This window comes from Micromonospora alfalfae, from assembly GCF_022230925.1.
Classification (GTDB): domain Bacteria; phylum Actinomycetota; class Actinomycetes; order Mycobacteriales; family Micromonosporaceae; genus Micromonospora; species Micromonospora alfalfae.
Genome location: NZ_JAKKFH010000008.1, coordinates 168141 through 181639, shown reverse-complemented (window position 1 = coordinate 181639; position 13499 = coordinate 168141). Strand labels below are relative to the sequence as shown.

General features: G+C 67.5%; 12 protein-coding genes. 2 read left to right on the top strand and 10 right to left on the bottom strand.

The window, feature by feature from the left end; translation table 11 throughout:
- Window positions 1-377: 377 nt before the first annotated feature.
- The 5 genes from aceE to MED01_RS07495 all read right to left on the bottom strand — a co-directional run bounded on the left by aceE (window position 378) and on the right by MED01_RS07495 (window position 5758).
- Complete coding sequence (aceE, locus tag MED01_RS07515; protein ID WP_238667777.1) at window positions 378-3128, bottom strand: pyruvate dehydrogenase (acetyl-transferring), homodimeric type; 2751 nt, start codon at window positions 3126-3128, stop codon at window positions 378-380.
- Between the two features lie 197 nt (window positions 3129-3325).
- Window positions 3326-3625, bottom strand: a complete 300-nt coding sequence (locus tag MED01_RS07510) for a hypothetical protein (protein WP_238667776.1) — start codon at window positions 3623-3625, stop codon at window positions 3326-3328.
- 616 nt (window positions 3626-4241) lie between these two features.
- The gene (locus MED01_RS07505; protein ID WP_238667775.1) at window positions 4242-4451 is read right to left on the bottom strand and encodes a hypothetical protein; all 210 of its coding nucleotides are present in this window, start codon (window positions 4449-4451) and stop codon (window positions 4242-4244) included.
- A complete protein-coding gene (locus MED01_RS07500; RefSeq protein WP_238667774.1) occupies window positions 4448-5257 on the bottom strand; it encodes a CBS domain-containing protein in 810 nt (269 codons plus the stop codon). The genes MED01_RS07505 and MED01_RS07500 overlap by 4 nt, the downstream gene beginning before the upstream one ends.
- Before the next feature lie 189 nt (window positions 5258-5446).
- Window positions 5447-5758, bottom strand: a complete 312-nt coding sequence (locus MED01_RS07495; RefSeq protein ID WP_238667773.1) for a hypothetical protein — start codon at window positions 5756-5758, stop codon at window positions 5447-5449.
- Window positions 5759-6226: 468 nt separating this feature from the next.
- Here MED01_RS07495 and MED01_RS07490 point away from each other — a divergent pair, with 468 nt between their 5' ends.
- Window positions 6227-7357 (top strand): PucR family transcriptional regulator, encoded by a 1131-nt coding sequence (locus tag MED01_RS07490; RefSeq protein WP_238667772.1) that lies wholly within the window; start codon window positions 6227-6229, stop codon window positions 7355-7357.
- Window positions 7358-7654: 297 nt separating this feature from the next.
- Here MED01_RS07490 and MED01_RS07485 read toward each other — a convergent pair whose 3' ends face one another.
- The 5 genes from MED01_RS07485 to MED01_RS07465 are packed head-to-tail and all read right to left on the bottom strand — an operon-like array spanning window position 7655 to window position 11618.
- A complete protein-coding gene (locus MED01_RS07485) occupies window positions 7655-8428 on the bottom strand; it encodes an MBL fold metallo-hydrolase (RefSeq protein ID WP_238667771.1) in 774 nt (257 codons plus the stop codon).
- Window positions 8388-9419 (bottom strand): cytochrome P450 family protein, encoded by a 1032-nt coding sequence (locus MED01_RS07480; RefSeq protein ID WP_238667770.1) that lies wholly within the window; start codon window positions 9417-9419, stop codon window positions 8388-8390. Before MED01_RS07480 ends, MED01_RS07485 begins: the two co-directional genes overlap by 41 nt.
- 4 nt (window positions 9420-9423) lie before the next feature.
- Window positions 9424-10176, bottom strand: coding sequence for a class-II aminoacyl-tRNA synthetase family protein (locus MED01_RS07475; RefSeq protein WP_238667769.1), 753 nt, complete (start codon window positions 10174-10176; stop codon window positions 9424-9426).
- On the bottom strand, window positions 10173-10460 hold the full coding sequence (locus MED01_RS07470; protein ID WP_238667768.1) for an acyl carrier protein: 288 nt from the start codon (window positions 10458-10460) through the stop codon (window positions 10173-10175). Before MED01_RS07470 ends, MED01_RS07475 begins: the two co-directional genes overlap by 4 nt.
- A 60-nt stretch (window positions 10461-10520) precedes the next feature.
- Window positions 10521-11618 carry a DUF3419 family protein gene (locus tag MED01_RS07465; RefSeq protein WP_238667767.1) on the bottom strand — a complete coding sequence of 366 codons (1098 nt, stop codon included), beginning with the start codon at window positions 11616-11618 and terminating at the stop codon, window positions 10521-10523.
- Window positions 11619-12271: 653 nt separating this feature from the next.
- On the opposite strand from MED01_RS07465, the gene MED01_RS07460 reads away from it, so the two are divergent.
- Window positions 12272-13450 (top strand): MFS transporter, encoded by a 1179-nt coding sequence (locus tag MED01_RS07460; RefSeq protein ID WP_238667766.1) that lies wholly within the window; start codon window positions 12272-12274, stop codon window positions 13448-13450.
- Window positions 13451-13499: the final 49 nt, after the last annotated feature.

Here is a 13499-nt window from a genome sequence, read left to right as displayed (position 1 = left end):
CCGGACCACTCGGCCTGCCTCACGGCAGCTGGCTCGCGGCCTATCTTGTGCTGGTCGGTGGAGTGACGCAATGCGCCATGAGGCCCGGCTCCGGCGACACGATGTGATAGAGCCGTGCCGCAGCTGGTCACAGGTCGGCTGCTGGAACCTGGGCAATGCCGTGGTGATCGGTGGAACCCTGGCCGGTGAACTCCTGGTCCTCGCGTTGGCGATCGCGTTCCGCGCCCCTTCGGGTGCTCTTGGAAGGCTTCGCAGGCCCAGCCGTCCGGCGTGCTGCCGGTCTGCATGAACTCCAATTCGACGGCGGCCTGCGCGGTGAGGTCGGGTTCGGCGCGGGGGCAAGACGGTCGGCGACAACAGCTGGTTCGGTCTCGTCTCTACTCGGCGGAGTGTTCGGTGTTGTCGGGGGTGGCCGCGTGGATCTCGTTCAGCCGGTAAAGCGCGATCGCCTTGTTCGGCGCGGACTCGTCGATTTCTGCACGGTCGGCGAGTTGGGTGAGTACGCGCAGGACGATGCCGGGTGCGTCGACGTGGAAGTGGCGGCGCAGCGCCTGGCGGGTGTCGGAGTGTCCGAAGCCGTCGGTGCCCAGTGAGGACCAGGTGCCGGGCACGAAGGGTGCTATTTGGTCGGGGACGGCCCGCATCCAGTCGGACACGGCGGTGACCGGGCCCGGCGCCGCGGCGAGGCGGCTGGTGATGTAAGGGGTTTTGCGTGGTTGGCCGGGGTGGGTCAAATTCCAGGCGTCGGCGGCGAGCGCTTCGCGGCGTAGTTCCGTCCAGGAGGTCACCGACCAGACGTCGGCGGCGACGCCCCAGTCGTCGTGCAGCAGCTGTTGTGCCTGCAGCGCCCACTGCATGGCAATGCCGGAGGCGAGGATTTGTGCCCGTGGCCCGTCCATCTCGGCGGTGGGCTTGTACAGGTGCATACCGGCCAGGATGCCGTCGACGTCGACGTCGGTCGGCTGGGCGGGCTGGGTGATGGGCTCGTTGTACAGGGTGAGGTAGTAGAAGACGTTGGGGTCCTCGCCGTCGCGGGTTTCGCCGTACATGCGGCGCAGGCCGTCGCGGGTGATGTAGCCGAGTTCGAACGCGAACGCGGCGTCGTAGGCGACGCAGGCGGGGTTGGTGGCGGCCAGCAGCAGCGAGTGCCCGTCTTGGTGTTGGAGGCCCTCGCCGTTGAGGGTGGTCCTGCCGGCGGTGGCGCCGAGTAGGAAGCCACGGGTCATCTGGTCGGCGGCCGCCCACAAGCCGTCGCCGGTGCGTTGGAACCCGAACATGGAGTAGAAGATGTAGATCGGGATCATCGGTTCGGCGTGGGTGGCGTAGGCGGTGCCGGCCGCGGTCCAGGATGCCGTGGCTCCGGCTTCGGTGATGCCCTCGTGCAGCAGGACGCCCTTGGTGTCTTCCTGGTAGCTGAGCATGAGTTCCCGGTCCACGGACAGGTAGCGCTGTCCGTGTGGGGAGTAAATCTTCTTGGACGGGAACAGGGCATCCAGCCCGAATGTGCGGGCCTCGTCCGGGATGATCGGCACGAACCGGTGCCCGATGTGCGGGTCTTTCATCAGGTCTTTGAGCAGCCGCACGAACGCCATCGTCGTGGCTACCTGCTGCCGGCCGGAGCCGCGGGCGGCGATCGCGTACGCCGTGGTGGCTGGTAGAGCCAGTGGCCGGTTTGGCACGGTCCGGGCCGGCAGGTATCCGCCCAAGGCACTGCGTCGTTCGTGCAGGTAGTCCAGCTCCGGCGACCCGTCCGACGGTCGGTAATAGGGCGGCAGGGTCTCGTCGAGGGCCGCGTCGGGGATGTCGAGGTGCAGCCGATCCCGGAAGCCCTTGAGGTCCTCAAGGGTGAGCTTTTTCATCTGGTGGGTGGCGTTGCGACCCTCGAAGTGCGACCCGAGCGTCCACCCTTTGATCGTCTTGGCGAGGATGACGGTTGGCTGACCGGTGTGGGCAACGGCGGCCTGGTAGGCCGCGTACAGCTTGCGGTAGTCGTGGCCGCCGCGGGTGAGTCCCCAGATCTGATCGTCGGATAGCTCCGCGACCATCGCTGCGGTACGCGGGTCGCGGCCGAAGAAGTGCTCCCGCACGAACGCCCCGGATTCGGTCTTGTAGGTCTGGTAGTCGCCGTCCGAGGTGACGTTCACGAGGTTGACCAGCGCGCCGTCGGTGTCGGCGGCCAGCAGCGGGTCCCACTGCCGGCCCCAGACCACCTTGATGACGTACCAGCCGGCGCCGCGGAAGAACGCCTCCAACTCTTGAATGATCTTTCCGTTGCCGCGGACCGGGCCGTCGAGGCGCTGCAGGTTGCAGTTGATGATGAAGGTGAGGTTGTCCAGTTCCTCGCGGGCGGCCACGCCGATCGCGCCGAGCGCTTCGATCTCGTCCATCTCGCCGTCGCCGAGGAACGCCCACACTCGCTGCTGGCTGGTGTCGGTGATACCGCGGTGGTGCAGGTAGCGGTTGAACCGGGCCTGGTAGATGGCGTTGATCGCGCCGAGGCCCATCGAGACGGTCGGGAACTGCCAGAAGTGCGGCATCAGCCGCGGGTGCGGGTAGGACGTCAGGCCACCGCCGGGATGCGACAGCTCCTGACGGAACCCGTCGAGCTGGTGTTCGGTCAGCCGGCCCTCGAGGAAGGCTCGCGCGTAGATGCCCGGGGAGGCGTGACCCTGGAAGTAGATCTGGTCGCCGCCGCCCTCCGCGGCCCGGCCGCGGAAGAAGTGGTTGAACCCGACCTCGTACAGCGACGCGGCCGAGGCGTAGGTGGAGATGTGTCCGCCCACCCCGATCCCGGGTCGCTGCGCCCGGTGCACCATGATCGCGGCGTTCCATCTGATGTAGGCGCGGATGCGCCGTTCGATGTCTTCGTCGCCGGGAAACGGTGGCTCCAGAGCGGGCGGGATGGTGTTGAGGTAGTCGGTGCTGTGCAGGCCGGGCACGCCGACGTGCTGTTCGCGAGCCCGTTGCAGCATGCTGAGCATCAGGTACCGCGCCCGATTGGTGCCCGCGTGCTCCACGACCGCGTCGAGCGACTCCCGCCACTCCTGGGTTTCGGTCGGGTCCAGGTCAAGCAGCTGGCTGGGCAGCCCGTCGCTGATCAGCGGCTGCCGGTGGATTTCTGCGGTCATGGTGTAGGCCCTTTCTCACAGCGCTGGCGTAGTACCGGATAGCGCGCCGCTCACACCGGACGCGAAAGCTGGCGTTGGTTGCTCCGACGAGACAGGGGGTCGTCGTTCGGTTCGAGCAGGACCGAGCCGACGGGTCGCCGGATCGTGCGGGCCGCGTTCGGTTCGCTGGCCGACGGATTCGGCGTCGGCTAACGGACTCATGGCATCAGCCGCAGGGCGAGCAGGATCCCGAATGTGGGCAGGAGCAGGACTTTCGCGCGCTCGGCGGCAATGTAGGCGAGGTGCAGGTGCGATCGCGGTGGGTCGTAGCCTTGGATGAGCTGCTGGGCGCGACGGTCCAAGCGGGGGCGCACCACCGCTACCTGAACAACCAACAGCGTCCAAAGAGCAATCAACACCGTCGTCGGGACGCCCTCGACGGTGGACCTGCCGGCCGTGCTCGTGAGCACCACCAGCGTGAGCGTGGCGGCGAGAGCGCGTTCCGCGGCGTTGAGCACCCGGAAGACCAGCCAGCCGATGCCGAGCCCGGCTGAGCGCCAGGACGTAGAAATGGCCGCCCGTGCTCAACAGCGACAGCAGTGGCCGAACCACGAACCGATCGCCGACGGTCACCAGTTCGGGCAACCGCAACGGAACCCCCAGGTGACGGGGACCGTCGGGCCTGAGGAATACGGCCAGGCCGTCGCTGGGCTGGTCCCACAGCCCGACCAGGTTGGGGATCCGATGTCCTGGCTCGAGCAGCGTCTCGATCTGCGCGGTGGGCATGCCGTCGGCGCGCAGCGCGTGGTGCGCGTGTTTGAGCTGGTTCTTCAGCCGGATACGGTTGCGCTCGGTTTGCGGCCCGCTGCGGTGGGTCGGCAGGAAGATGGAGATCCGTGTGCCAGGCTGGCCGGCCACCTGGAGCAGGTCGTGCTCGTTGAGGATGTCCATGCTCACCTCGCATCCGAATTCGTGTGGGACGCCGCTGGGCCGATCACATCCCCGAGGCGATGCCGGCGTCCGGTGTCGCCGGACGACCGCTGCCGCGAGGCGTTCCGGGTGGGGGCCTGCGTGCGCCGTCCCCGCGGGCTGCGGGATCCGCACTGTCACTTCCCCTCGGCGTCGGCGTCGCTGTCACCAGTTGGCTGGCGGGTCGCTGGCCGGGAAGGATTGCCGGCCCCACTCATCGACGATGTCGCCGGTGAAGCCGTCGGCGTCGGCGTCCGGCGGACGCCCGGGCGTATCCGGTGCCCGGTCGCGTAGGTCGACGATCGTGCCGTTGCGTCCCCCTGTGGAGACGATGGCATCGGCGCCGGGAGCGGAGCCCGCCAGCGGCATGATCATTGCGGGGCCGCCGATCGGGTCGCGGTCTGTTCGTCGTAGTTGCCGGTGCGGGCTGCGGGTGCCCGGCTGGCTGACCAGGTGGGAGTGCGCCCGATCCACCAGCCGAGTAGGGGGTCACGTTCGGCCGCCTGGCGCGCTGGAGGGGCCGCGACGGTGTCGTCGACGTCAAAGGTGAGTTCGTCGACGACGTTGGTGACGCCGGGGACCGCCTCGGTCAGCTGTGCGGCGGCGACGGCGGTCGACTTGCGTGCGGTGTTCCCCGTGAGGGTGACGACACCGTCGTCGACGGTGGCCTGGACAGCTCCCGGCGGGATCATCAGTGGACGGCGCAGGACCCGGTCGATCACCTCGTCATGGATGACAGCGTCGAGCCGGGCGTGGACCTTCAGCAGGTCCGACCGGGTGATGATGCCGCGTAGCCGGTTGTCGCCGTCGACGACCAGCAGTCGGCCGACCTCGCTGCGGTACATCATCCGGGCGGCCGCCGGCAGCGACGCGTCGGCTGCGATGGTCAGCGTCGGGCCGCTCATCACCTCCACGGCGGTGCCGTCCGGCCATTGCACCAGCGGCGGCGCCCACCGGCACCACCAACTGACATGCGGCTTACCGTCCGCCGCGGCGATGTCGATCTTGTCGCGCAGGTCAGTCCAGGAGACCACGCCCAGCACGGCGTCAAACCTGTCGACGATCGGCACGGCGGTGATCTGCTGTTCGGTGAGCATGGCAACGATCTCTGCGACCGACGCGTCGTCGGGGACGGTGATCACCTCCGTGGTCATCACATCGCGTACTCGCCACTGCGGCATGGTGCTCCTTTCCTGTCGCCGCCGATCTCGGGGGAGGCCCGGCGGCGCACCCGGATCGGTGGTGACGATTGGTGTCGGCACGGGGATGGTGTCGTCGGCGTGGTGCGTTCGGCGAGTCTTGAGCGTGGACCGAACCGGCCCGTGCGCGGCTGGTGTCACTGGCACGACCCCCAACGCGCGAGGCTGCGCTCATGTCCGGTCCGGGAGGAAAGTTTCACGCGGGCCGCCAGGGTGGACGGTGTCGGCGCTGTCGACCCCGGCCGTAGGCGGGCTACTGACCGGTTCGCTGTCCGGGTGTCGCCGGCGCGGCGTGGAGCGGCGGTAGAGCAGCACGTCGCGGGCGTAGCGGCGCAGCAGGTACATACCGGCCAACACGGCGGCGACGACGATCATCAGCAGCGCATCGATGACACCGCGGGTCGCTAGCAGTGTCACGGCAAGCGCAAGGACAGCCGCGATGGTGGCGACCGCTAACGCCCGTTGGGACTTGCGCAGCAGCATGACGTCCTTCTCCTTCCGGTCGAATCCGCACCGGTGCCACGGCCTGCTGTGGCCTGCTCTCTGACGTGCCGGGGGCCTCATCGATGCCGTACGCGCCGGCTCGCGGACGCGGACGATCCGCGGTCCGGCTCCCATCGTCGCCTCGCTCGGCCTGGTCTCGGCAGGGCTACCGTGCACAGACACGGCGGATCTAGACTGCCGACCGTCGGCAACAATGCTGATGGAGGTCATGGGCGTCGCCGGGCAGCGTCGACGTGCCGGCGAGCAGATTCAGCGCCGGTGGGATTGCTGTTGTCTCGGCTCGGCACCGCTGCGGGGTGCCGTGGCAGTGGCGGTTCGGAAGGCGAGGCGGAGATGACCGACAGCAAACGGCGGGGCGGTGGGCGCCGGACTGCGAGGGCAGGACCGGAGGATGCGTGGCTGGTCGATGTCGCCGAAGGGGCCAGCCGTGATGCCGGCGGGGTTCCGGTGGACTTGCTCGGCGACTACCTGCCGCTGCTCGCCGACGCGGCCATGCACGGACGCCGAGCCAAGCGTGGCGAGCTGGACGCAATCGCCCTGCTGGGCCGGCGCGCCGCCGAGCAGGGCATCTCCGCAGGACGAGTGGTTCAGCTGTATCTGTCCGCCGCGCGGCGGCTGTGGCAGGACCTGCCGATGGTGGTGCGCTCCCGCGACCGGGAGGCGGTCCGCGCTGCCGCGACCGCCGTCCTGCAAGTCGTCGACGACGCGGTCGCGACGCTCGCCGAAGGCTACGCGGTGGCACGCCGTGACCTGGTGCGCCGGGAGGAGACCCTGCGCCGTGAGCTGATCGACGACCTGCTGCGCGGCGACTCCGACCTCGGCACCCTGGTCGAGCGCGCCGAACCGTTCGGTCTCGACCTCGCCCGGGTCCACCAGGTGGCGTTGGCCGCACCGAGCCGGCGGCTACCGGACACTGACGCGGCGATCAGCGCCCTGGAGGCGGTCATCTTCGACCGACTCGGCGACCGTGACGTCCTGGTCGCGACCAAGGATGGCCTGCTCGTCGTGCTGGCACCGGCCGATGCCGGAGCAGCCGGCCGGGTGCCGCCCGCGCTGCACGCGAGCAATGAACTCGGCCGGCTCATGCACGGCGAGCTGAGCCGGCTACCCCGCGGACGGCCCTGGCGTGTCGCCGTCGGCCGCGCCCACCCCGGCCTGTACGGCATCGCCCGCTCCTACGAGGAGGCTCGCGAGGCGCTCACCATGGCGGGTCGGCTGCACGCGGGCGCCCCGGTTATCAACGCCCACGACCTGCTCATCTACCGAGTGCTGCTACGCGACCAACCCGCCATCGTCGACTTGGTACAAGCTATACTCACCCCACTCATGCAGGCTCGCGGCGGCGCCGGACCGCTGCTCGACACCCTGGACGCCTACTTCGCCACCGGTGCGGTCGCCACCGAGTCGGCGAAACGGCTGCACGTGTCGGTCCGCACCGTCACTTACCGCCTGGAGCGGGTCAAGACACTGACCGGCTACGACCCGGCCGACGCCGCCCACCGTTTCACCCTGCAGGCGGCGGTACTCGGCGCCAAGGTCCTCAACTGGCCGCAGGAACCCCTGCCCATTCCCGCCTGACTCCCGGATCGCCAAGGCCTCGTCGGGCAAGGTGCGCGCCACGAACAGCTCCTACTGGTCCGCGTCGATGGCGATTTGCTCGCCCGGGCGCCTGGAGCTGCGGAGGACGCGCCTGCTGCCCCTGTCGATCACGACTTCCACTCACTTTGGGCCGGAGCCGATGCCGCTTCCGGCACCGCCAACCTCCACAACATCATCCTCGCCGGCTGACCATCGGCCCGGTCCAGGGCAACGCCTTCACCCAGTTACGAGACGTCCCTTAGGAGCTCTGGGGCGCATGATGGTGGATGTCCCGTGTCAAGCATTGGGGAACACACCATCACCCCAAGTCAACCCATGAATATCAGGGAGTGTCGTTGACGTCTTGGCCAGGAGCCGATCGTGAGATGTCGCCACCGTCCGCCTATCGGCGAACTCGACAAACTCCTTTCGGCTGGACAGGTGGAAATAGACATTCAGTCGCCGAAGCTCTGCGAAGGTCAGCCCGGGTCCGCGTCGGTACCGATGTCCAGAATAGAGCCGGGCGTCCTCGGAGATTTCGTGATCCAACCGCCGCACGCTGTCGTAGAGGTCTGAGGCAGAGCCTCCCTCGAAGTGCGTGAAGCCTATGCCTTCAGGAAACAGCGTGTCGCCAGCAAAGAGGGCATCGCCGACAAGGAAGCAACACGACCCCACCGTGTGGCCGGGTGTCTCCATCACACCTACCTCGATGGAGCCAGCCTTCAACGTCTCGCCGTCCCGGCAGTGCACCATTCCCGGTTCGTCGAAGCCGTAGTAGGCGGCTTCGACACCCGAGAGGTACACAGGAGCTGGCAGGAGGCTTACCAGTTCGGCAACTCCGTTGACGTGATCCGAATGCGCGTGCGTCAGCACTACCGCCTGCAGGCTCCAGCCTTCAAGGTGAATTCTTCGGGCGATGCCCTCGCTGTCCCATGCAGGATCCACGACCACGGCATGGCGTGTCTCAGGGTCCCCGATCACATACTGGAAGTTCGGAAAATGTGCTGGTCCGGCGGTACCGACCAGAATTCTATGCATCACCGACGCTTCTCTCAGCTGGAGCGCCCGCACGCGAGTTCGTCGTCCGTTCCAGTGCCTGCCATGGCAGATGCCGGAACGTCGCCGGCCGCGGTTCGGCTGCGGCGACGGGCGCGTACTCGGAAGCGTCCAGGGCGAGGAGCCCCCCCAGGTAGGCCTGCGCCTCCAGCATCGCCAGGCGGTCCCCAGGGCAGCGATGCGCTCCCGCCCCGAAGACGTAGCTCTGAACCTTGCGGCGATCGTCAGTCTCACCAATGCCCAACTGCAGGCTCGCACTGGCCAAATCCACTTCGATCAAGGCGCCTCGCGGTATCTGGCCGACCGTGTCGATGAACACATCTCGGGAGGCATAGCGTGTCGTCAGGCCCAACGGGGCGTCCTGCGTCAACAGGCGCATGACGACACTCGCGGAACCCGCACTGCGCACGGCGTCCGTTACGGCATCCGCGTCGTTCCACCACGCGGAGGTCAGGACCTCCAGGGCGACCACGGTAGTCTCCGCGCCGGCCACCAGGAAGAGGGCCAGCTCTGCCGACCGGGCCTCGTTCGACAGGTCCGAGAACCACGGCACCGTCACGTCTCGGACGAGGCGTTGGATGTAGTCCTTCGCCTGCGCCACAGAGTCGTCGGTCTCAGGAAGCCCGCCGAGGATCCGCAGCACCGGCTTGAGGCTCTCGTAGTGCTCGATGGGGTCGACCTCAGGGAGGTCCAAGAGGTCCAGGACGATGCGGTTGGGGATGTAGACGCAGCCCTGCAATAAATCGTTGCTGACGCGCGCACGAGCGAATCCGTCAGCGACGGCGGAGTCAACCATTTCCTGGACCGTGACGCTGCCGGCCCACTGCTTCCCGAAGCCGGCCCACCACCCGCGCTTCCTCTTGAGGTGCTCGCTTCCCTCCAGATCCAGTGTGGACGCTCCGAAGACCCGGCGTGACACCCGGAACGGGTGATCGACCCGGAACTTCTCCTCGCGAAGCAACCGGCCGACGTCTGCCGGGTCGCCCAGCCTGAGACGTTCCTCCATGGGCTTATCCGCTCGTTTTCCGGCCGTCACCGGCTGGGGACTGGACATCCGCCCGTGCCGCCGTGCTCTTCGCGACGAGCCGGTCGTACCCGAGGCCGAAGCAGGCGCTGTACAGGGGCTGCCCGTCGTTCGAGCGCAGGTTGCAGCTTCGAGCGAACGCCCCGAGGTGCAGGTTGACCGACGCCACGGCGAGGCCGTCGACGACGAACTCGGACTTCAGGTTCTCGGACTCCTGGAACTTCAGGTGCAGGTCCTTGGGGTCGAAGAACGGGTCGCTCGCCTTCTTCACGACCGCGTCCACCCAGAACTCCTCGGCGAGTGACGACGGCACGTCACGAACGATGTGCCCGATCCACTCGTGCACCAGGCCCAGGTCCGTCGAGAGGAAGATGAACTCTCGCATGAGGAACGAGGACTGGCGTTCGCCCGGACGGTAGGTCTCCTCGTTCCGGAAGCAGAGATTCTTGTGTGTGAACAAGGAAGGACTGGAAAGCTGGCGATCTCTCAGATGGTCGAACACCGCGTAGCAGGTAGTCGGTGCCAGGAGAAACTCGGAGTCCGAGCCCATCGCGCCCGAGACCACCAGTGCATGCTGGGGAAAGCTGCGCACGTAGTGTGTTGCCAGGACGGAGCTCCTGGGGAGCAGCGGGGAGAGTTTGAGCTCCTCGGCACCCGAGAAAGAGGGGATTCCGATGAGCATCCTGTCGATCTGGGCCTCGACGTCACTCAAGCCCAGTTGCGCGCCGACCGGACTCATCGGGCAACTGGGGTCGTATGCGAACCGTAGACGGCAGCGATTGTCCGGGCAGTGCGGATGCTGTCGAGCATCAGGTCCTCCAGCGGGACGTGCGCGCCGGTCTCCTTCTCCAGGAACACGATCAGCTCCATTATCGACAGGCTATCGACGATGCCCGCCTGGATCAGGTCCGTGTCCGCGCCGAGCTCAGTTCCCATCGTCGGGCGCTGAGTCTCTGTCGAAGTATTGAGGTCGCGCAGGAACTCCAGCACCGCTCCGAGAAAATCGTCATTGCTTCCAGTCATGCCGGGCTTTACCCTTCGTCCATTTGGAAGTTGCCAACCGTGCGGTCTGCCTCGCGCCACTCATCGGGTGCCGCCAGCTCCTCGCACGAGCTCGCCGACGGTGACCTCGCGATAGAGCATCGAGCGCTCCTGCTCTGTCAGCTCTTTCGACAGCTCCTGACGGATCTCGAGGTGGTCACCGAACACCGGTGCCAGCTGCCCCTCGCCATACATACTCCGGTGCAGGACGATTGCTCCGTCGGCTGACGAAGCCTTTCGAGCCTTGCCCGCGAGGGCCTCGTGCTGCGAGGGGCTGCCCCAGTCGAAGATGTTGGACAGGTAGAAGGCGTCCACGTCCGTCACGGTGTCGAGGCACTGGTCGACCGTGCTGTTGACCAGTCGCATCTTGTCGATGTTGCGGCGTGCGGTCGTATATCCGTCGTCGGAGAGATAGGCGGGTGTGCCGTCGACCCGGTCGTGGAGGTAGCGACCGGTGAGCAGCTGATGTAAGAAGTAATTGTTGGCGACTGGCTTGCCCACGATGGCGTCCTTGATTTGCGCCGCGTAGAACTCGCCGAACTTGGACTCAGGGCTACGTGCGGACCACAGCGGTGGGTAGAAGTGCGACTGGGTCCAACGGCTGAACAACACCCGCACGGCGGTGTCCCAGCGGTCGTTGTCGAGGTGCTCGGCGAAGAAGGCACGCTGCTCGTCCATGGTCGAGCACGCGAAGAGGAGGTCGACGTTTTCGGCGCCGAGGATGAGCTGCGTCAGGTTGTCGCCGACCAGCCTGTAGAGGCGATCCGTCACGCCACAGCCGTTGATCCCCGACGCGATGCGCGCCTGGTGGCTCCGCCAATACGCGCGGGCTCCGTCGGGCAGGGCTTCTTCCAACTCGCGGAAGGTGCCGAGGCGGTTCACGGCAGGCCGCTCGCCGACGAAGGCGAGGTAGTCCTCCCGTTCGAGAGCGATCAGGGCGGCCTTCTTGAGCTCGATGAGCGCGCACTGGGCCGGGTTCGCGTCCACGACGACGAGGCTCTCCAGCTCGTCGTCCAGCAGCGAGAATGCCGTGCAGCCGCCCGAGCCGATGGTGAGGACCCTCCGGGCCCCGTAGCTGGCCTGTAGTCGACGTTCGATGCGTGAGTCCTCACGGATCTGTGCGAAATAGATCTCGCTCATCGACGCCACCCGATCGGACGTCTCGGATCCTGAAATCGGAATCGCAACTTGATCAGACCCCCGAAGTGAGAACAAGAAAATGGATCATCGCATTGTGACTGCAGGCGGTCAACCCCTCTATTTTGGAGTCTGGCTCCTCGCACGTGAGCTTCGATCGTCCGCGGCGAGGGGGTCTGCGTGTGGCGGCCGGCTGACTCGATGGCCGACGCGGACAGCCCTGCGCGCAGGATTCTGAGGCGCTCCGGGGTGGACTCGAGGAACGGCAGGGCGGACGAGCGCCGACTCGATGACGCCCAGCTCCACGAGGGGGTCGATGCTGTGAGCCGCGGAGCTGGATCCGGCGCCGGCAGTGATCGCCACGCGGCCCGCCGCCGCCTCGACCGAGATGCGGATGACCGCGATGCTCCGTCGTGGTCCAGGGTCGCGGCCTCTTCTTCGGATCCTGCCCCTCGACCTGGGTGAGACGGCTGCCGATATCCCATGGCACGCGCCACCGGTTACTTTGTCCGCATGAAGCACTCCACGTCGAGCCGGTGCGGCGACCTCCAACATGATCACGCGCTGCGGGGTCGACTATGCACCGTGAATACCGCGGGGTCGACTTTGCGCCGCCGTGGGTTAATGCGCGCGTGAACAAGGAATCCAGCACGGGGGTGCAGGCATACAGGGCCCTGCTCGGCGAGCGGGACATGCGCCGGTTGGCCGTCGCGGCCCTGGTAGCGCGCCTGACCATGAGCATGTGGTCGGTCGTGCTGTTCCTGCTCGTGGCCGACCGACGCGACGAGTCGTCGGCCGCCCTGGCGTTGGCCGCCTATACGGTGGGCCAGGCACTCACGGCCCCCGCACGGGGCCGATGGATCGACCGCCGGGGCGTGCAACCCGTGCTCCTCGTCACCACCAGCCTGTACATCCTGATGGTGGCCGTCCTGGTCGCCGTCATCGAGGGCTCGTCGATGCTGGTGATCGCAGGAGTCGCCGTGCTGAGCGGCGCTTTCATGCCGCCGGTCGCTGCCACGATCCGTGGACTCTGGATCGCCCTCACCCTCCCGGGAAAGGGCCGGCACACAGCGATGGCCCTCGACGCTGTCCTGCTCGAGGTGGCCTTCGTCGTCGGCCCCGCGGCAGCGGGCCTGGTGGCGACGTGGACGGATCCGGCCGTCGCGGTCCTGCCCGTCATCGCCCTGCTGGTCCTGTCCGCGGTCTTGGTGATCCGGTCGGAACCGGCCGAGCAGGTGCTTGCCTCCCGGAGCAAGGGCGGATGGGGGCCGGTTGCCTCTTCGCCGTTCAGGACGACCCTGCTACTCGCGCTGGTCCCGTCCCTGGTCAGCGCCGCCGTCGAGGTGCTGCTGCTGACGATCAGCCACTCCGGCGGCTACGAGTGGGCGGGAGGACTGCTGCTGGCCGGAATGGCAGTGGGCAGCCTCGTCGGAGGACTTGTCTTCGGCGCGTACGGCAGTGGACGTACTCCGCAGAGCTGGTTGCCGATCATGCTGCTGCTGACGGCCGGCGGCATCGTGATGCTGCTCCTGGGTCAGGCCGCGCCATGGAGCTTCATCGTCGTCGCTCCCCTGGTCGGCGCCACCACGGCACCCTGCCTGGCCACGGTCTTCTCGCTCTCGGCGGCGACCACCCCCCCAGGGCAGCGGACCGAGGCGCAGTCCTGGGTCAACACGAGCCTCGCGCTGGGCTTCGCCATGGGTGCACTCGTCGTTGCCCCCTTCGCCGATCAGGTCGATGTCGCCGTGGTGCTTCTCGTCGTGATCGCTGCGGTCGGCGCGCTGGCCGCCCGGCTCGTGGGCCCCTCGCTTGCCAGGCACGCGGGGCCGGAGTAGCACGGAGATCACCGTTATACTGGTCGATGTCAGACGACGCGCCGTGACG

What these genes read in the sequence shown, in the direction of transcription:
- aceE (WP_238667777.1), bottom strand. Translation starts at nt 3,128, where the DNA reads ATGACCGCAGAAATCCACCGGCAGCCGCTGATCAGCGACGGGCTGCCC.
- MED01_RS07475 (WP_238667769.1), bottom strand. Translation starts at nt 10,176, where the DNA reads ATGAGTCCGGTCGGCGCGCAACTGGGCTTGAGTGACGTCGAGGCCCAG.
- MED01_RS07505 (WP_238667775.1), bottom strand. Translation starts at nt 4,451, where the DNA reads ATGATCATGCCGCTGGCGGGCTCCGCTCCCGGCGCCGATGCCATCGTC.
- MED01_RS07500 (WP_238667774.1), bottom strand. Translation starts at nt 5,257, where the DNA reads ATGCCGCAGTGGCGAGTACGCGATGTGATGACCACGGAGGTGATCACC.
- MED01_RS07480 (WP_238667770.1), bottom strand. Translation starts at nt 9,419, where the DNA reads ATGGAGGAACGTCTCAGGCTGGGCGACCCGGCAGACGTCGGCCGGTTG.
- MED01_RS07470 (WP_238667768.1), bottom strand. Translation starts at nt 10,460, where the DNA reads ATGACTGGAAGCAATGACGATTTTCTCGGAGCGGTGCTGGAGTTCCTG.
- MED01_RS07465 (WP_238667767.1), bottom strand. Translation starts at nt 11,618, where the DNA reads ATGAGCGAGATCTATTTCGCACAGATCCGTGAGGACTCACGCATCGAA.
- MED01_RS07495 (WP_238667773.1), bottom strand. Translation starts at nt 5,758, where the DNA reads ATGCTGCTGCGCAAGTCCCAACGGGCGTTAGCGGTCGCCACCATCGCG.